General features: G+C 64.2%; 18 protein-coding genes. 15 read left to right on the top strand and 3 right to left on the bottom strand.

The window, feature by feature from the left end; translation table 11 throughout:
• Positions 1-5 precede the first annotated feature (5 nt).
• From mepA to PXK01_RS02695, 9 genes are all read left to right on the top strand, one after another.
• Entirely contained in the window at positions 6-866 is an 861-nt protein-coding gene (gene mepA, locus PXK01_RS02735; RefSeq protein ID WP_274847862.1) for a penicillin-insensitive murein endopeptidase, read from the top strand.
• Positions 839-1,762 carry an esterase-like activity of phytase family protein gene (locus PXK01_RS02730; protein WP_274858770.1) on the top strand — a complete coding sequence of 308 codons (924 nt, stop codon included), beginning with the start codon at positions 839-841 and terminating at the stop codon, positions 1,760-1,762. Before mepA ends, PXK01_RS02730 begins: the two co-directional genes overlap by 28 nt.
• 232 nt (positions 1,763-1,994) lie before the next feature.
• On the top strand, positions 1,995-2,618 hold the full coding sequence (locus tag PXK01_RS02725) for a queuosine precursor transporter (protein WP_274847745.1): 624 nt from the start codon (positions 1,995-1,997) through the stop codon (positions 2,616-2,618).
• Between the two features lie 340 nt (positions 2,619-2,958).
• On the top strand, positions 2,959-3,378 hold the full coding sequence (gene arfB, locus PXK01_RS02720) for an alternative ribosome rescue aminoacyl-tRNA hydrolase ArfB (protein ID WP_274858768.1): 420 nt from the start codon (positions 2,959-2,961) through the stop codon (positions 3,376-3,378).
• Between the two features lie 64 nt (positions 3,379-3,442).
• Entirely contained in the window at positions 3,443-4,189 is a 747-nt protein-coding gene (locus PXK01_RS02715; protein ID WP_274858766.1) for an SDR family oxidoreductase, read from the top strand.
• 52 nt (positions 4,190-4,241) lie between these two features.
• Entirely contained in the window at positions 4,242-5,267 is a 1,026-nt protein-coding gene (locus tag PXK01_RS02710) for a P1 family peptidase (RefSeq protein ID WP_274847742.1), read from the top strand.
• Positions 5,268-5,385: 118 nt separating this feature from the next.
• Positions 5,386-5,808, top strand: coding sequence for a c-type cytochrome (locus PXK01_RS02705; protein ID WP_274847741.1), 423 nt, complete (start codon positions 5,386-5,388; stop codon positions 5,806-5,808).
• Positions 5,809-5,996: 188 nt separating this feature from the next.
• A complete protein-coding gene (idi, locus tag PXK01_RS02700) occupies positions 5,997-6,539 on the top strand; it encodes an isopentenyl-diphosphate delta-isomerase (RefSeq protein ID WP_274858764.1) in 543 nt (180 codons plus the stop codon).
• 105 nt (positions 6,540-6,644) lie between these two features.
• Positions 6,645-7,901 carry a flavin-dependent oxidoreductase gene (locus tag PXK01_RS02695; RefSeq protein WP_274858762.1) on the top strand — a complete coding sequence of 419 codons (1,257 nt, stop codon included), beginning with the start codon at positions 6,645-6,647 and terminating at the stop codon, positions 7,899-7,901.
• A 340-nt stretch (positions 7,902-8,241) separates the two neighbouring features.
• Here PXK01_RS02695 and glpK read toward each other — a convergent pair whose 3' ends face one another.
• From glpK to panB, 3 genes are all read right to left on the bottom strand, one after another.
• Complete coding sequence (gene glpK / locus PXK01_RS02690) at positions 8,242-9,732, bottom strand: glycerol kinase GlpK (protein WP_274858761.1); 1,491 nt, start codon at positions 9,730-9,732, stop codon at positions 8,242-8,244.
• Between the two features lie 70 nt (positions 9,733-9,802).
• Positions 9,803-10,660, bottom strand: a complete 858-nt coding sequence (gene panC / locus PXK01_RS02685; RefSeq protein ID WP_274858759.1) for a pantoate--beta-alanine ligase — start codon at positions 10,658-10,660, stop codon at positions 9,803-9,805.
• 8 nt (positions 10,661-10,668) lie between these two features.
• On the bottom strand, positions 10,669-11,505 hold the full coding sequence (panB, locus tag PXK01_RS02680; RefSeq protein ID WP_274858757.1) for a 3-methyl-2-oxobutanoate hydroxymethyltransferase: 837 nt from the start codon (positions 11,503-11,505) through the stop codon (positions 10,669-10,671).
• A gap of 209 nt (positions 11,506-11,714) precedes the next feature.
• On the opposite strand from panB, the gene PXK01_RS02675 reads away from it, so the two are divergent.
• The 6 genes from PXK01_RS02675 to PXK01_RS02650 all read left to right on the top strand — a co-directional run bounded on the left by PXK01_RS02675 (position 11,715) and on the right by PXK01_RS02650 (position 18,733).
• Positions 11,715-13,193: an ABC transporter substrate-binding protein gene (locus PXK01_RS02675; RefSeq protein ID WP_274858755.1), complete on the top strand. Its 1,479-nt coding sequence runs from the start codon at positions 11,715-11,717 to the stop codon at positions 13,191-13,193.
• Positions 13,194-13,285: 92 nt separating this feature from the next.
• Positions 13,286-14,233, top strand: coding sequence for an ABC transporter permease (locus tag PXK01_RS02670; RefSeq protein WP_274858754.1), 948 nt, complete (start codon positions 13,286-13,288; stop codon positions 14,231-14,233).
• On the top strand, positions 14,230-15,045 hold the full coding sequence (locus PXK01_RS02665) for an ABC transporter permease (protein ID WP_274847733.1): 816 nt from the start codon (positions 14,230-14,232) through the stop codon (positions 15,043-15,045). Before PXK01_RS02670 ends, PXK01_RS02665 begins: the two co-directional genes overlap by 4 nt.
• A gap of 139 nt (positions 15,046-15,184) precedes the next feature.
• Positions 15,185-16,777, top strand: coding sequence for an ABC transporter ATP-binding protein (locus PXK01_RS02660; RefSeq protein WP_274858753.1), 1,593 nt, complete (start codon positions 15,185-15,187; stop codon positions 16,775-16,777).
• Positions 16,774-17,289 carry a GNAT family N-acetyltransferase gene (locus tag PXK01_RS02655; protein ID WP_274847731.1) on the top strand — a complete coding sequence of 172 codons (516 nt, stop codon included), beginning with the start codon at positions 16,774-16,776 and terminating at the stop codon, positions 17,287-17,289. The genes PXK01_RS02660 and PXK01_RS02655 overlap by 4 nt, the downstream gene beginning before the upstream one ends.
• Complete coding sequence (locus PXK01_RS02650; RefSeq protein WP_274847730.1) at positions 17,276-18,733, top strand: aldehyde dehydrogenase family protein; 1,458 nt, start codon at positions 17,276-17,278, stop codon at positions 18,731-18,733. The genes PXK01_RS02655 and PXK01_RS02650 overlap by 14 nt, the downstream gene beginning before the upstream one ends.
• Positions 18,734-18,750: the final 17 nt, after the last annotated feature.

Genomic DNA, 18,750 nt, shown 5'->3' with positions numbered 1-18,750 from the left:
GACTGCTGATTGCGACGTGTTTTGCCCTGATCGGCCTTCTTGGTCCTGCAACGGCTGAAACGCCCGCAAAGCAACTGTTCGGAGCCAAGGCAACCGGATCCCAGCAAAAGCCCGCACCACTGGGATCTTACGCCAAGGGCTGCGTTGCGGGAGCGGTCGAGTTGCCGGAAACCGGCCCCACCTGGCAGGCCATGCGCCTGTCGCGCAACCGCAACTGGGGGCATCCGGAGACCATCGACTATATCCGCGACCTCAGCGCGTTTGCCGCGACCCTACCGGGATGGAAGGGCCTATATATCGGCGACATCAGCCAGCCGCGCGGCGGGCCGATGCTGTCGGGGCATCGCAGCCACCAGATCGGTCTTGATATCGACATCTGGATGCTGCCGCCGGATCGCCTGACCCTGAGCCATGCCCAGCGCGAAAAGATCTCCTCGATCTCCCTTCGCCGGGCCAAGGGCGCCTATGTGAATGGCAGCTGGAGCCGCCAGCACCACGAAATCCTGAAAGCCGCCGCCAGCGACAAGCGCGTGGCGCGGATCTTCGTCTTTCCCGGAGCCAAGGTGCAGATGTGCAAGGACGCCAAGGGAGACCGGCGCTGGCTGCGCAAGATCCGCCCCTGGTGGGGCCATCACTACCATTTCCATGTCCGGCTCAACTGTCCGCGCGGCGCCCGAGGTTGCGTGGATCAAGATCCCCCGCCACGTGGCGATGGCTGCGCCGATGCGCAGAAGTGGGTAGATGACATCCTGAACCCGCCGCCTCCCAAGCCGCGCGATCCCAATGCGCCGAAACCCAAGCCGCGCCGCGACTACACGCTCAAGGATCTGCCCCGGCAATGCGCCGCCGTACTTCAATCCGACTGACCCTCTTGCTGTTGCCTGCCCTGGCGCTGACCCTTGCGGCCTATGCCTGCGCGGGCGGCGGACAGTCAACAGGTCAGGCCCGCCATCTTGCCTCCTTCACCTGGACTGCGCCTGCCGCTCAGGACGCCACGTGGTTTGGCGGCTTTTCCGGGATCGAGGTGCAGGACAACGGCCGCCGCCTTGTGGTGCTCAGCGACCGGGCCACGCTGGCCCGCGCCAGGATCACGCGGGAGGCCGGTCTGATCACTGCCGCCCATATCACCAAAAGGCGCCGCCTGCGGGCCTCGACCGGGAACCTGCTGCAGGGACGGGTCGTCGACAGCGAGGGGCTTGTTCGCGCGCCTGACGGCAGCCTCTATATCTCCTTCGAGGGGGTCTCGCGCATTGCCCACCACAAGAACGGCAGCAGCCGCGCCAAGGTTCTGCCGCGCCCGCAGGCCTTTCGCCAACTGCCGTTGAACAAATCCCTGGAAGCCCTGGCGATGGATGACAGGGGCCGTCTCTATACGCTGCCGGAAAACGCCCCGGACCAGAATGACGAAATCCCGGTCTGGCGCTGGGACGGTGCGCGCTGGAGCCAGCCCTTCAGCCTGCCGCGCCGCAATGGGTTCATGCCGGTGGGTGCGGATTTCGGCCCCGATGGCCGGTTCTATCTGCTGGAGCGGAAATTCATGCTGATCGGCTTTCGCAGCCGCCTGCGCCGCTGGGACATCACCGATGTCGGCGCGATGCAGGAGATCACCCTCTTTGAAACCGCCCTTGGAACCCATGACAATCTCGAAGGCGTCTCGGTCTGGCGCGACGAGGCCGGAGCCTTGCGCGCAACGATGATCTCCGACGACAATTTCAGCGCCCTGCAGCGCACCGAGCTGGTGGAATACAGCCTGCCCGACTGATCCCGCCCGATTGGCAGGAACGCGCCCGCAGCGTGCGACAGCACGCTGCCCGGCCCAACGGCCGATGGGTCATCTGCGATGGCCCGCTCGGCGGGCGGGAGCCCACCGCAATTGTCACACGCGGCCTTGCCAAAAGCCGCAAAAGGGCCTAACTGGCCCGATCCCCGGGGCGCCGAGTGCGCGCCGGGCAAGTCAACAAGTCTCCGCTACCTTGTCAAAACGGACCAGATCTATGACACGTTCCCATCTTCCCGGCATTCTTGCCATGGCCGCCGTCGTTGTGGCCTCCAACATCCTGGTGCAATTCCTGTTCGGCCAATGGCTGACCTGGGGCGCCTTTACCTATCCGATCGCCTTCCTCGTCACCGATGTGATGAACCGAGTCTACGGTGAAGGCCCGGCCCGCCGCGTTGTCTTTATCGGCTTTGTCGTGGGCGTGATCTGCTCGCTCATCGGCACGCAGATCATCGGCGAATTCGGCCCGCTGGTGACCCTGCGCATCGCCATCGGCTCGGGCCTAGCCTTCCTGACCGCTCAGCTTCTGGACATCTCGGTCTTCTCCGCCCTGCGCGGCGGCAAGTGGTGGCGTGCGCCGCTGGCCTCGACCCTAGTGGGGTCCAGCGTCGATACCGCGCTCTTCTTCACCATCGCCTTTTCCGGTGCGCTGTCCTGGATCGAGCCTGCCAACGATGTCTCCTGGGCCGGTGAGATGCTGCCGCTCCTGGGCGCCGGTCCCGTTGCCCCGCTCTGGGTCTCCCTGGCGGTTGCGGACTGGATGGTGAAACTCTCGCTGGCCCTGGTGGCGCTGATCCCCTTCCGGGTAATCGTCAACCGCCTGACCGCGCAACCGGCCTGATCCCACCTCTCTGCAATCTGCTGAAGAATGCAACAGCCGCGGCCTCCGATTTTCGGGGGCCGCGTTTTTTGTTTGGCGGATCCGGAATTCCGTGCAACGCTGAATTCAACGGAAACAGAAATGTAAAGGAGGTGATCCAGTGTCAAGAAAGGTATTGGAGCAAGGTGTTGGAACAACCGGAGGGTCCGCCTGCTGAGGCAGCCCTTTGCTGTGTGGTCCCCTCGGCTGAGCTGCCCCGTGCAGATCTAACCGACCCGACCTCCTGAAAACTTTCGAAGGGCCGTCCCCCCGTGGGGCGGCCCTTTTACCTTGCCGCATCCCACTGTAGGCTCCGCCCAAGATGATAAGGATCACCGACGATATCACCCTGCAGGACTGGGAATTCACCGAAAGCTTCATCCGCGCCTCGGGGCCCGGCGGGCAGAATGTGAACAAGGTCGCGACGGCAGTTGAGCTGCGCTTCGAGGCCGCGCGATCGCCCTCCCTCACTCCGGCCGTGAAGGCGCGGCTCAAACGGTTGGCGGGGCGGCGCTGGACCAAGGAAGGTGCCATCATCCTGCACTGCGACGAGACCCGCTCACAGCAGCGCAACCGCGACATCGCCCGCGAACGCCTTGCCGATCTGGTGCGGCAGGCGCTGGTGGCGCCGAAACGGCGGATCGCCACCAAACCCACGCGCGGATCGGTGCGCCGCCGCCTGGACGCCAAGAAACAGCGCAGCCAGATCAAGGCCGGACGCGGCAAGGTCGATCCGGATTGATCTGTGATTGCACCCGCAGGGATCGCTGTTAAAGCTATCAAAAAGACATTTTGGAGGATGATTGATGCGGCTTGCAGGAAAAACGGCGATCGTGACCGGGGGTGCCTCGGGATTTGGCGCAGGCATTGTTGAAAAGTTCCTGGCCGAAGGCGCGCGGGTGATGATTGCCGACATCAACGCCGAGGCCGCCGCTGCCCTGGCCGCCGAAAAGGGCAGTGCAGCCATCGCACAGGCCGTCGATGTTTCTGATGGTGCCTCGGTCAACACCATGGCCGAAGCGGCGCTGACCGCCTTTGGTCATGTGGACATCCTGGTCAACAACGCAGGCGTCACCCATCTGCCCACACCGCTGGATCAGGTCAGCGAAGAGGATTTCGACCGGGTGTTCAATGTGAACATGAAGTCGGTCTACCTCACCGCCCGCGCCCTGGTGCCGCATATGAAATCCCGCGAAACCGGCGCCATCCTCAACGTCGCCTCCACCGCAGGCGTGTCGCCGCGCCCGAACCTCAACTGGTACAATGCCTCCAAGGGCTGGATGATCACCGCGACCCGCACCATGGCGGTAGAGCTGGCCCCCACGGGCATAAGGGTCAATGCCATCAACCCGGTGGCCGGGGAAACGCCGCTTCTGAAATCCTTCATGGGTGAGGACACGCCCGAAATGCGCGCCAAGTTCCTGTCGACCATCCCGCTGGGGCGCTTCTCCACGCCCGAGGACATGGGCAATGCCGCCTGTTTCTTATGTTCGGACGAGGCGTCGATGATCACCGGCGTCGCCATGGAAGTGGACGGCGGCCGCTGCATCTGACTCCCCCTCCCACTGCCCTACCGACCGGTAGACCTAATTCAGGAGACCTAGCATGCGTCCCGGACCCCGCAATCTGATCACCGATGTTCCCGGCATTCTGGTCGGCAACGCACAAGATGATACCCTGAAATCCGGTGCGACGGTTCTGACCGCCGACAGCCCCTTCACCGCCTCGGTCCATGTGATGGGCGGCGCGCCGGGCACGCGGGAAACCGACCTGCTGGCGCCTGACAAATCGGTGGCGCAGATCGATGCGCTGATGCTGTCGGGTGGCTCTGCCTTCGGATTGGATGCCTGTTCGGGCGCGGTCGATGCGCTCCGGGCTGCGGGGCGGGGATTTCGCCTGGGACCGGCGGTGATTCCGCTGGTGCCCGGCGCAATCATCTTCGACCTTCTGAACGGCGGCGAGAAAGACTGGCAGGACAACCCCTATCGCGCCCTGGGTCGCGCCGCATTCGAGGCGGCTGGCCAGGATTTTGCCATCGGCACCGCAGGTGCGGGCACCGGTGCGCTGACGGCAATGGTGAAGGGCGGGCTTGGCTCTGCCTCCTTCGTGCTGGAGAGTGGCATTACGGTCGGCGCGCTGGTGGCCGCCAATCCGATGGGGGCCGTGACCACGCCGGGGGATCGCCATTTCTGGGCCGCCCCGTTTGAGGTGGAGGGCGAATTCGGCGGGCTGGGACCGGATCCCAGGGGCGGGCTCGGACAGCCAGAGACTAGCCGCAAGGTCCAGAGCATGCTGCAGCAGGCTGCCGGTCTGCCCCTGCCGGACGAGCGCGGCAATACCACCATCGCCATCGTCGCCACCGATGCGGATCTGACCAAGGCGCAATGCCAACGCCTGGCCACCGCCGCCCATGACGGCATTGGCCGCGCAACCGTTCCGGCCCACGCGCCGGGTGACGGCGACCTGGTGTTCTCCGCCAGTACCGGCGCCCGGGCGCTATCGGCGCCCGAAGCGGAACTGGGGCAGATCTGCCATGCTGCGGCGCTGTGCCTCAGCCGGGCCATTGCTCGCGCCATTTACGAAGCCCGCCCGGCCCCTGGCGACCTTCTGCCCTGCTGGAACGACGGATGACAGCCGACAGACAGACCGGCAAAACTTGGCGAAAAACCACGACGCGTCAAAACGTCCATTGACTATACCCCCCAAAGCACTCGTATTTCCAACAGCCAACTCAAACTGGAGCAAGCATATGAAACGTCTGATGTCCGCCGCTGTTATCGGCCTTCTCGCCGCCCCCGCCTTTGCCGAAGGCGATGCCGCGAAAGGGGAAAGCGGTTTCAAGAAGTGCAAATCTTGTCACATGGTCGTCTCGGACAGCGGCGAAACCATCGTCAAGGGCGGCAAGACCGGCCCGAACCTCTGGGGTGTGGCAGGCCGCACCGCAGGTACCGCTGAAGGGTTCAAATACGGCAACGATATGGTCGCAGCCGGCGAAGCGGGCCTGGTCTGGGACGAAGCAAACTTCGTGGCCTTCACCAATGATCCGCGCGGTTTCCTGCAGGAGCACCTGGGCGACAGCAAAGCCAAGTCGAAAATGTCCTTCAAGCTGAAGAAGGGTGGCGAAGACATCTATGCCTTCCTGGCACAGCACGGACCCGCTGCCTCGGAATAACCGCCAAGGCTCATTCTTTCAGCAGCAGAGGCCGCACCCCCGGGGGCGCGGCCTTTCGCGTAATTGCTCTGGATCGAAATTGAGACTAACCCTTTCTGGACACGGCCGCAGGGCATGCGCCCGATGCCACCTGCCCAATGCTACCATTGTAAAATGAACCTGTGGTTTGAAACGGAATTGAACCGGACATGACGCATCCGATCCCGGCCTGGGTGAACGGCGATTTGATACCCGTGGACAAGATGGCCGCGCATGAGCAGGGCCTGAAGCACAAGGCCGTGTCGGTCTTTGTGGTGAAAGGCACCGAAATCCTGATGCAGCAGCGGGCCATGGGCAAGTATCACACGCCTGGGCTTTGGGCGAATACCTGCTGCACCCACCCGATGTGGGACGAGGCCTCCTCGGCCTGCGCGGTGCGCCGCATGGAAGAGGAACTGGGCATTTCCGGCCTTTACCCCGAGTTCCGCCACCAGTTGGAATACCGCGCCGATGTGGGGCACGACATGATCGAACACGAGGTGGTGGATGTCTTCCTGGCCCATGCCCACAGGCCGGTCACCCTGGCGCCGAATCCCGAAGAGGTGATGGAGACCCGCTGGGTCGACTATCACGACCTGATCGCCGAGGTGCAGCGCCACCCGGAACGCTTCACCCCCTGGCTGAAGATCTATCTTGGCAAATATGCCGACATTATCTTTGGTCCCGACCTGATCATTGCCGCCTCGGGCTGACGCGACGATACGACCGGCACACCGCATTTTCATGGGGCGCCTCTTGCTCTCCCTCGGTCAGGCATGTTCTTTACCATAAACAGAAAGCACGAGGGGGAGCTCGCAATGACCATTCTTATCGCAGGTGGCGGCATCGCCGGGCTGACGCTGGGGCTGACGCTGCACCAGATCGGTGTCCCCTTTCATATCTGCGAATCCGCGCCCGAGCTGAAACCGATGGGGGTGGGCATCAACCTGCAGCCCAATGCGGTGCGCGAGCTGATCGACCTGGGGCTTGCCGAGGAGCTAGACGCCATCGGCGTGCGCACCCGGCAGCTGGGGTTCTATACCAAACTGGGCAAGACCATCTGGGAAGAGCCGCGCGGCATGGAGGCCGGCTATGCCTGGCCACAGTACTCGGTACATCGCGGCGCCCTGCAGATGATGCTCTATGAGGCGCTGGTTGCGCGCGCCGGACCCGAGTGCATTTCCACCGATGCCCGTGCTGTCGGCTTTGAAAACACAGACAGCGGCGCGGCGCTGATCCTCGCTGATGGTGGCCGCCTGGAGGGGCGCCTGGTGGTTGCCGCCGATGGCATCCACTCGGCCATGCGCAAGCAGATGTACCCGACCGAAGGGGAGCCGATCTGGAACGGTCGCATCCTGTGGCGCGCCACCACCCGTGGCCGGGTCTGGAACGGCGGCGGCGCCATGTGCATGATCGGACACAACGCCCTGCGCATGGTGGCCTATCCGATCTCGGACCCGGATGAGAACGGTCTGGCAACGATCAACTGGATCGCCGAGAAGAGCTTTGACCCCTCTGCCGCCTGGAAGAAGGAAGACTGGAACCGCGCGGCAGATATCAATGATTTTGTCGGCGACTTTGAAGAGTGGCAGTTCGACTGGATCGATGTACCCGGCCTCATTCGCGGCGCGGATGTGGTCTATGAATACCCGATGGTGGACCGTGATCCGCTGCCCAAGTGGACCGATGGCGCGGTGACGCTGATGGGGGATGCGGCTCATCCGACCTATCCCGTCGGCTCCAACGGGGCGAGCCAGGCCATTCTGGATGCCCGGCTGATCGGCTCCGCGCTGTTGCAGCATGGTGTGACAGCCGCAGCCCTTGACGCCTACGAGGACGTCGTGCGCCCGCTCACCACCAATGTGGGCCGCGCAAATCGCAGTGCAGGCGGCCCGGATGCCGTGCTGCAGATGCTGGAAGATCTCTGCGGTGGCGATTTCGAAACGGTGGAGGATGTGATCCCCATGGCAGATCTGGCGGCCCATGCAGCCAAGTACAAGTCCATCGCCGGCTTCAGCATAGAAGAGCTGAACGCCCGCCCGCGTACCATTGCCGAAGGCATGCGCATCGCTTGACGGTCCGGGGGGCTCCCGCCCCTTTGGTGCATCATCAAAGATGACGCCCGCAGGGTTGGGCCTGGCGCTGCACGATGTGCAGCGCAGGAAGGCCTGCTGAGAGGCGTTTCAGGGGCAGGTCTGCCCTGAAAGCGCGACAACCAGCCTGAGGTATGAGCCGAGTCGCCTCAAGGGTGCACCACGCCTGCGGCGTGGCCGCAGATGCGGCCCTTGACCCGAATCGGCTCGGGATCGGCGGGTGCGACCGCGCCGTGCATCAGCACGGCGCCGGGCCCAAGGCCGCCAAGGTGTCTTGCCTGCGGCAAGACACCTGCGGGCGCGGGAGCACCAACTGCGTGCCTCAGACGCCGATCACCGCCTGCACCGCGCGCTTCCAGCGGTCATAGGCGGCATCGCGTTGGACCGCCTCCATCGCCGGAGTGAACTGCCGATCCCGTGCCCAGGTCGCGGCAAACCCCGCCTGATCCGGATAGAGACCTGCCTTCATGCCTGCCAGCCAAGCTGCCCCCAGCGCCGTGGTTTCCTGCATCACCGGCCGATCCACCGCCGCGCCCAGGATGTCCGACAGGCTCTGCATGGTCCAATCGCTGGCGCTCATCCCGCCATCGACGCGCAGGGTGACGGTGTCCCCTGCCGCCTCCTGCCAATCCGCACGCATCGCTTCCCAGAGATCGCGGGTCTGGTAGGCAACGCTTTGCAGGGCGGCACGGGCGAACTCCGCGGGACCGGAACTGCGGGTGAGACCAAACATGCCGCCACGGCAGTCCGGCTCCCAATAGGGCGCGCCAAGGCCGGTGAAGGCAGGCACCAGGATCACATCCTGTCCGGGATCCGCAGAGGCCGCAAGGCCACCGGTTTCCTGCGCCGAGGCGATGATACCAAGACCGTCGCGCAGCCATTGCACCGCGGCACCTGCGATGAAGATCGAGCCTTCCAGCGCATAGGTCGGCTTGCCGTCCAGCTGGTAGGCGATGGTGGTGAGCATGCGGTTGCGGGAGTCTACCGGCGTATCGCCCGTGTTCAGCAGGGCAAAACACCCGGTCCCATAGGTGGACTTCATCATGCCCGGCTCAAAACAGGCCTGGCCGATGGTGGCCGCCTGCTGATCCCCGGCCACGCCCAGGATCGGGATCTCCCCTCCCAAAACCTCGGCCTGCACGGTGCCGAACTCCGCCGCGCAGTCCTTGACCTCGGGCAGCATGTCCATCGGCACATCCAGGATCTTGCAGATCTCGGCGCTCCAGCCGCCATTGCGGATGTCATACATCAGCGTGCGCGCGGCATTGGTGGCATCGGTCACGTGAGACGCCCCGCCGGTCAGTCGCCAGATCAGGAAGCTGTCGATGGTGCCGAACATCAGCCCGCCTTCACCCGCGCGGGCACGCGCCCCCGGCACCGTATCCAGGATCCACCTGACCTTGGTTCCCGAGAAATAGGGATCCAGCAGAAGCCCTGTCGCCCGATGCACCAGATCGCCATGACCGGCCGCGCGCAGATCCTCGCAGATTGCAGCGGTGCGCCGGTCCTGCCAGACGATGGCCTTGTGGATTGCCTTGCCGGTGTCGCGGTCCCAGACAACCGTGGTTTCGCGCTGGTTGGTGATCCCAATGGCCGCGATATCCGCAGCCGTGGCGCCCCGATCAGCCATCACCCGGCGGCAGACCTCCAGCGTCGAGGACCAGATCTCCTCAGGATCGTGTTCGACCCAACCCGCTTGCGGGAAATACTGCGGAAACTCCTGCTGGGCCGTGCCCGCAACCTGCATGTCGCGGTCGAACAGAATCGCCCGTGTCGAGGTGGTGCCCTGGTCGATCGCCAGAATATACGTCATCTCCTGCCCTCTCTCCTGTCTTCCTGAGGGCGGACTTTAGACGCAAAACTGTTAGCGCGACCAGACCTTACTAATCACTTAGTGGGTGAACCGCGATATTGTCGATCAGCCGCACCCCATCCAGCCAGGCCGCCGCCAAAAGCCGGGCCGGACCGGTTGGCGCCTGCAGCGGCGCCAGCGTCTCGGCGCAGCGCAGGTCCAGATATTCGATCTCGCCAAATCCCGCGGCATGCAGCGCCGCACGCGCATCGGGTTCGATCTGAGCAAAGCCTTCCCCCGCCGCCAGCCGCGCAGCGCAGGTTGTCATCACCGGGTAAAGCTGGCTGGCTTTTTCCAAGGCCTCGGCCGAGAGGCGCATATTGCGCGAGGACATGGCAAGGCCCGAAGATTCACGCACGGTGGGGCAGCCTATCACCTCGATCGGGATATCGAGATCACGCGCCATCCGGCGCACCACCATCAGCTGCTGAAAGTCCTTTTCGCCGAAGAACGCCTTATGGGCGCCGGTCTGCAGGAACAACTTGGCAACCACCGTGGCAACCCCGTCGAAATGGCCGGGCCGGAAGGTGCCCTCCAGCACATCGGTGACCCCCTCGACCGAAACCGAGGTGGCATAGCCATCGGGATAGATCTGCTCGGGATCCGGGACATAGATGGCGTCCACACCAAAGGGCGCCAGCTTCTCGGCATCCGCCTCTTCGGTGCGGGGGTACTTCGCCAGATCCTCGGCGCTGTTGAACTGTTTGGGATTCACGAAGATCGTCACGATCACCCGGTCGCAGGCCGCCTTGGCCGCCTCGACCAGCGACAGGTGACCGGCATGGAGCGCGCCCATGGTGGGCACGACGCCAACGACCTCTCCGGCGCGGATCCAGGTGGCGTGTTTTGCGCGCAGGTCCGCAAGGCGGCGCAGGATGGGAGCAGTCATCGCTAGGGTCAGTCCTTCTTGGCGGCAGGCGCCGTATCGGCAAAGACGTGTTCGGGCGCCGGAAAGCAGCGCGCGCGCACCTCGGCGGCGTAGTCCTTGATCGCGGCCTCGGCGGCAGGGCCGAGATCGGCGTAGCGTTTGACGAATTTCGGCTTGAAGGCGGCGAACATGCCCAGCATGTCGTCCAGCACCAGCACCTGCCCGTCGCAGCCCGCCGAAGCACCGATGCCGATGGTCGGGATCGCGACATCCGCGGTAATCCGGTCGGCCAGCCCCTGAGGCACCTTCTCCAGCACCACGGCAAAGGCGCCTGCCTCTGCCACGGCGCGGGCATCTGCGATCACCGCGTCGGCCTGCGCATCACGCCCCTGCACCTTGTAGCCGCCAAGCGTGTTCACCGACTGCGGCGTGAGGCCGATATGCGCCATCACCGGAATGCCGCGTTTCACCAGGAAGCGGATGGTCTCGGCCATCTCGACGCCGCCCTCCAGCTTGACCGCGCCGGCGCCGGTTTCGCGCATCAGCCGTGCGGCATTTCCGAATGCCTGCGCCGGTCCTTCCTCATATGACCCAAACGGCATATCGACCACCATCAGCGCACGCTTCAGCCCGCGTGCAACCGCCTGGCCGTGCAGAATCATCATCTCCATGGTGACCCCCAGCGTCGAGGGTAGCCCGTGCAGCACCATGCCGACGCTATCGCCGACCAGGACAAAATCGCAGGTGTCATCCATCAGCGCTGCCATCGGCGTGGTGTAGGCCGTCAGGCTGACAATCGGATCCTTGCCCTTTTGGGCACGGATGTCTTCGGCCGTGATGGCCTTGGTCTGGATGTTCGCGCTCATTTTCGTCCCATGTTCCGTTCGGGTTGCGCGTGCCTATCATTTCGCAAGCGCAGCATCCAGTGCGCGAAATGTCCCTCTTGCGCCGCTCTGACCTGGGTTGTGCCGCGACGCGAAAGCCCGAGCGCTCTTGATTAGCATGGCAAAATCAGGACAGAGTTACGGAAAAGCCCAGGTTCCAAGGGCGTCTTTCCAACACAGGGAGTTTCAATATGTCTTTCAGATCCATCCTATTCGCTGCGGGATCCGCCCTGGCGCTGAGCACCGCAGCCGCATGGGCCAAGGACAGTGTCACCGTCGGCATGCAGCTGGAGCCGCCGCATCTGGATCCCACCAGCGCCGCTGCCGGTGCCATCGACCAGGTGCTCTATTCCAATGTCTTTGAGGGGCTCACCCGCTTCATGGGCGACGGATCCGTGGTGCCGGGGCTGGCCAAAAGCTGGGACATCTCCGCAGACGGGCTCACCTATACCTTCCACCTGAACGAAGGCGTCACCTTCCACGATGGCACCACGATGGATGCCGAGGACGTCAAGTTCAGCCTGGATCGCGCCCGTGCCGAAGACAGCACCAACGCGCAAAAGGCGCTGTTTGCCGATATCGCAGGGGTCACGGTGGTCGATCCGATGACCGTCCAGCTGACCCTCAGCAAACCCAACGGCAACATGCTGTTCAACCTCGCCTGGGGCGATGCGGTGATCGTCGCGCCCGAAAGCATTGCGGACATCAAGACCGCGCCCGTCGGCACCGGCGCCTTCAAATTTGCAGGCTGGGTACAGGGCGACCGCATCGACCTGGAAAAGAACCCCGAATACTGGGGCACGCCCGCCATGCTGGAAAAGGCCACATTCAAGTTCATCTCGGACCCCACCGCCGCATTCGCCGCGATGATGGCCGAGGATCTGGACGCCTTCGCAGGCTTCCCGGCGCCGGAAAACCTGCCCCAGTTCGAGGCCGATCCGCGCTTTCAGGTTCTGGTCGGCTCGACCGAGGGTGAAACCATCCTCTCCACCAACAACAAGCAGGCCCCCTTTGACAACGTGAAGGTGCGCGAGGCGCTGGCCCATGCCATTGATCGCCAGGCCATCATCGATGGCGCCATGTTCGGCTATGGCACCCCGATCGGCACCCATTTCGCACCGCACAACCCGGCCTATGTGGATCTGACCGGCCAGTCCGCCTTTGATCCCGACAAGGCCAAGGCTCTGCTCGCCGAGGCGGGCCTGCCCGACGGGTTCGAGACCACCCTCCACCTGCCGCCGCCGTCTTATGCCCGCCGCGGCGGTGAGATCATCGCGGCCCAGCTGGCAAACGTCGGCATCAAGGCCGAGATCATCAATGTGGAATGGGCGCAATGGCTGGAGACCGTGTTCCGGGGCAAGACCTTTGGCCTGACCATCGTCAGCCATACCGAGCCGATGGACATCGGCATCTATGCCCGCCCCGAATACTATTTCCAGTATGACAACGCTGCCTTCCAGACGCTGATGACCGACCTCAACGGCACCACCGACCCGGATCAGCGCACCGCCATGCTGCAGCAGGCGCAAAAGATCATCGCCGATGACTATGTGAACGGCTACCTGTTCCAGCTGGCCGCCCTCAGCGTGGCCAAGGCGGACCTGCAGGGGCTTTGGGCCAATGCACCGACGCAGGCCACAGACCTGACCGCTGTCAGCTGGGCCAAGTAAGCCTGCCCAGTTGCCAAAACCGATAGGTCCAGCCCGGCTGAAACATCGCCCGGGCTGGACCCTGAAGGTTCCCGCTTCTAGCCTGACACCCGATGATACGTTACTCCCTGAAACGGCTGCTTTCGCTCTGCCTCAGCCTGGCCGTGGCCTCTGTCGTGATTTTTGCCGTGATCGAGATCGCCCCCGGCGATCCCGCCTCTTTCATGCTGGGAATCAACGCCCAGCCCGATACAGTCGCCGCCCTGCGCAGTGAGCTGGGGCTCGATCAATCGAAGCTGCAGCGCTACCTGACCTGGATCGGCGGCATGCTGAGCGGGGATTTCGGCACCTCCTATACCTATCGCACCCCGGTGTCCGAGATGATCGCGGATCGGCTCTGGGTGTCACTGCCGCTGGCCCTTTACGCGCTGGCCCTGTCGACGCTGATTGCCTTTCCCGCCGGGATCTATGCCGCCGCCCGCCGTGGCAAGCCCGGCGACATGGCGGTGATGGGCGCCACCCAGCTGGGGGTCGCGATCCCGAATTTCTGGTTCGCCATGCTGCTGGTGCTGGTCTTTGCCATCAACCTGCGCTGGTTCAGCGCCGGTGGCTTTGCGGGCTGGGAGGGTGGTCTTGGCACCGGCTTGAAATCCCTGACCCTGCCCGCCATCGCCCTGGCTTTGCCGCAGGCGGCGATCCTGGCACGGGTGATGCGCTCGGCCCTGTTGGATATCCTGGGTGAGGACTTCATGCGCACCGCCCGCGCCAAGGGGCTCAGCCGCAGGCAGGCCCTGTGGCGGCACGGGCTGCGCAATGCGCTGATCCCGGTGCTGACCATCATTGGGTTGCAGTTCTCCTTTCTCTTGGCCGGCGCCATCATCATCGAACAAGTATTCTACCTGCCCGGCCTGGGGCGGCTGGTGTTTCAGGCGATTTCCTCGCGCGATCTGATCGTGGTGGAATCGGTGGTGATGCTCCTGGTCTTTGCGGTGATCACGGTAAACTTCCTTGTCGATCTGGCCTATGCGCTGGTCGATCCCCGGCTGAGGAGCCGCACATGAGCCGCACCCTGTTTCTTGGCGCGATCCTATCCTCGCTGGTGATCCTGGCGGCGCTGCTGTCGTTCCTCTGGACGCCCTTTGACCACACGGCAATGAATATTCCCGAGAAGCTGCAGCGTCCCGGCGCCTTGCATTGGTTGGGCACCGATCATTTCGGGCGGGATATCTTTTCCATGATCATGGTCGGCGCGCGGACATCCTTGGCCGTTGCGCTGGTGGCCGTCGGTATCGGCATGGCCATCGGCATTCCGCTGGGCCTGACCGCAGCCGCCCGCAAGGGGTCCTGGCTCGATGAGTTGATCATGCGCGGCAACGATCTGGTCTTTGCCTTCCCCTCCCTGGTGATTGCGATCCTGATCACCGCGATCTTCGGTCCCGGTGCGATCAATGCGATCATCGCCATCGGCATCTTCAACATCCCCGTCTTTGCCCGTGTCACCCGCGGCGCCGCCCTGCCTCTGTGGCAGCGCGAGTTCATCCTGGCCGCCCAGGTGGCGGGCAAGGGCGCCGCGCGGATTTCGGCCGAGCATATCCTGCCCAATGTGGCCAACCTGCTGATCGTGCAGGGCACCATCCAGTTCAGCCTTGGTATCCTGGCCGAAGCCGGCCTCAGCTACGTGGGCCTTGGCGCCCAGCCGCCCACCCCCAGCTGGGGACGGATGCTGGCGGATGCGCAGACCATGGTGAGCCTGGCACCGCATCTGGCGATCATTCCCGGTTCGGCCATCGTGCTGACGGTGCTCGGCCTCAACCTGATGGGCGACGGGTTGCGCGACTGGCTGGATCCCAAGCTACGCGAGGGGCGCACATGAGCCGGCTTTCCTGTCTTGCTGATGTTTGCACTGGCTCAGCATCGCCGGGCCGCGCTCGACCCTCCCCCCGGGAGGGCGCTTCGCACCCACCCAGGCTCGGGCGCGCCCCTCGCCACGATGGATCGGAAGGGCACCGCGCATGAGCCTTCTTCAGATCAACGACCTGTCGCTGTCGATCGGCAGCCATCCGATCCTGAAGGGTGTCTCCCTGTCGGTCGCCGCCGGAGAAATCGTCGCTGTCACCGGCGAAAGCGGGTCTGGCAAGTCGATGACCGCCTTCTCGGTGATGCAGCTGTTGCCGGAACAGACCGCAACCAAGGGCCAGATCCTGCTGGAAGGCACCGACCTTCTGGCACAGGCCGAGGCACAGATGTGCGCCCTGCGCGGCCGCTCCATCGGCATGGTCTTTCAGGAGCCGATGACCGCGCTCAACCCGGTGAAAACCATCGGCGATCAGGTGATGGAAACCATCCTGATCCATGAGGCCATGCCCAGGGCAGAGGCCAAGGCGCGCGCGGCAGAAATGCTGGAACGGGTCGGCCTGCCTGCGGACCGCTTCCCGCTCAGCCGCTTTCCGCATGAGCTGTCGGGCGGTCAGCGCCAGCGGGTGGTGATCGCCATGGCCATCGCCCTGCGGCCCAGGCTGTTGATCGCGGATGAGCCGACCACTGCGCTGGACGTGACCACCCAGGCGCAGATCCTCGATCTGTTGAAGGACCTGGTACAAGAATTCGGCATGGGCCTGTTGATCATCACCCACGATCTGGCAGTGGTGGCGAATCTGGCCGACCGGATCACCGTCATGCGCCATGGCGAAGTGGTGGAAACCGGCGCAACGGACTGGCTGCTGAAGAACATGAGCCATCCCTACACGAAGATGCTGTTCGCCGCTTCGAACCACAAGGTCGCCCTGCCAGAAGCCCCGCCGCCGCAACCGCTGCTGCAGGTTCAGGGCGCGATACGGGACTATCGCTTGCCACGCGCCTCGCTGTTTGCGCCGCAAGAGCACTTCCGGGCCGTCAACGAGGTCTCCTTCACCCTGAACCGGGGCGAACGGCTGGGTCTGGTGGGCGAGTCCGGCTGCGGGAAATCGACCCTGACACGGGCCATTCTGGGACTGGAACCCTTGCAGGGCGGGCAGATCCTGCTGGACGGCGAAGCGGTCACCACCGACCGCACCCCGGACCAGCGCCGCAAGATGCAGGTGGTGTTTCAGGATCCCTTTGGCAGTTTCAACCCGCGCCACCGGGTCGAGCGGCTGATCACCGAACCCTTCTACAGCCTGCCCGATCCGCCCAGTGGCAGCGCCCGCGCAGATCTCATTGCCGAAACCCTGTCTGCCGTGGGGCTGAAACCCGATGATGCAGGCAAGTATATCCACCAGTTTTCCGGCGGACAGCGCCAGCGCATCGCCATCGCCCGCGCTCTGATCACCCGCCCCGAGCTGATCCTGTTTGACGAGGCGGTCTCGGCGCTGGATGTCTCGGTGCGCGCGCAGATCCTCGACCTGCTGGCAGAACTCTGCGAGGCCTATGCGCTCACCTACCTGTTCATCAGCCATGACCTGTCGGTGGTGCGCACCATCACCGACCGCTGCCTGGTGATGCAGAAAGGGCAAATCGTGGAGGCTGGCGCCACAGAGGAGGTCTTTAGCGCTCCAAGCCATCCCTATACGCAGTCCCTGATCGCTGCAGCCCCCGTGCTGCCGGAACTGGACCAGGGGGCCGCATGAGCCTGACACTCTCCCTGATCCTGCCGAAAGAGCACGCGGTTCTGACCAGTGTCCTCGCGTCCTATTTCGAGGAAACCGCCAGCAAGGCCCGCGTCGATCCCGGTGACAGGGCGCGGCAGATGCTGCACCGCAAGGATGTCACCGCCTTCTGGGTCGTGAAGGACAGCAAGAGGATCGGCTTTGCCCTGGTGCTGAACCTGCCAGACGACCGGCGCGAGCTGTCGGAGTTTTCGATCTTTGCGCCGCACCGCCGCCAGGGCCATGGGCAGGAGGCCGCCCGGGTGCTCTTGCAGGAGTTTCCCGGCTACTGGCGCATGGGCATTTCGGCGCAATCGCAATCGGCCCTTGCATTCTGGGGCACCTGCCTCAGCATTCTGCCGGGGATCATCGACCTGCGCCAAGGCGCGCCTTTCACAGAGTTTCAAAGCAGAAGCTACTCTTTCCAGATCGCCGACCCGACGATTGGCCCAACGACTGAGCAGACCACAGGATCCGAACATGACACAGAATAAGCCCCCCCGTTTCGACCCCAGCCTTTGTCTCATTGGCGGCCTCTGGCAACCGGCGGCCTCTGGCTCCACCCTGCCGCTGATCAACCCGTCCAATGGTGAAGAAATCTGCCAGATCGCACGGGGCGGGGCGGTCGATGTGGATGCCGCCGTCGCGGCGGCCAGGACGGCGCTGGATGGCGAGTGGGGCGCCATGAGTGCCCTGGAGCGCGGCCGCATTCTCAGCCGCCTTGGCCAGCTGGTCCTGGACTGCGTCGACGAGTTGGCCGCGCTCGAGGCCATGGATGTGGGCAAGCCGCTCACCCAGGCACGGGCCGATGTGGTGGCGCTGGCGCGCTATTGCGAGTTCTATGGCGGCGCCGCAGACAAGGTGCATGGGGAGACCATTCCCTATCTGGACGGCTACACGGTCTACACCCTGCGCGAACCCCATGGGGTGACCGGCCATATCGTGCCCTGGAACTATCCGATGCAGATCATCGGCCGCTCGGTTGGGGCGGCTCTGGCCATGGGCAATGCCTGTGTGCTGAAACCCGCCGAAGAGGCCTGCCTCACGGCGCTGACCTTTGCCCAGCTGGCACAGGATGCGGGTCTGCCGAAGGGGGCCTTGAACGTGGTGCCGGGGCTGGGGGCCGAAGCGGGCGCCGCTCTGTCTTCGCATCCGGGCATCGATCACATCTCCTTCACCGGATCGGTTGCCACCGGTGCCCTTGTTCAGCAGGCCGCAGGGAAGAACGTGGTACCGGTGACGCTGGAGCTGGGCGGGAAATCTCCGCAGCTGGTCTTTGACGACGCCGACCTAGAGGCCGCCCTGCCCTTCCTCGTCAATGCGGGGATCCAGAATGCAGGGCAAACCTGCTCGGCCTCTTCCCGTATTCTGGTGCAACGCGGTGTCTATGACGAGGTGAAGGCGCGCATGTCCACCGCCTATGAGGGCCTGACGGTTGGCCCGGCAGCCGACGATCTGCGCCTTGGCCCGCTGATCTCGGCCCGACAGAAGGAGGTCGTCGAAACCTTCCTGGCAAAGGGCGGGGATCTTCCGATTGCTGCCACGGGTCAGATCGTGAAAGGCGCGCCGGAGGCGGGCGCCTATGTGCGCCCCACGCTGTTTGCCGATGTGCCGCCCGATCACCTGCTGGCCCGGGACGAGATCTTTGGCCCGGTGCAGGTGCTGATCCCCTTTGATACCGAAGAAGAAGCCGTCGAAATCGCCAATTCCACCGAGTACGGGCTGGTCGCCAGCGTCTGGAGCCGGGATGGCGCACGTCAGATGCGGCTCGCGAAAAAGCTGCGCGCCGGTCAGGTCTTTCTCAACAATTATGGCGCAGGCGGCGGGGTGGAACTGCCCTTTGGCGGGGTCGGCAAATCCGGCCATGGCCGCGAAAAGGGCTTTGAGGCGCTTTACGGGTTTTCACAGCTGAAAACCGTTGCGGCCTATCACGGCTGACCCGCCAGTGGCCGCCA

The organism is Phaeobacter sp. PT47_59 (assembly GCF_028890025.1).
GTDB lineage: Bacteria > Pseudomonadota > Alphaproteobacteria > Rhodobacterales > Rhodobacteraceae > Phycobacter.
Note: the sequence above shows the minus strand (reverse complement) of the source record. Positions and strands in the feature narration are given on the sequence as shown.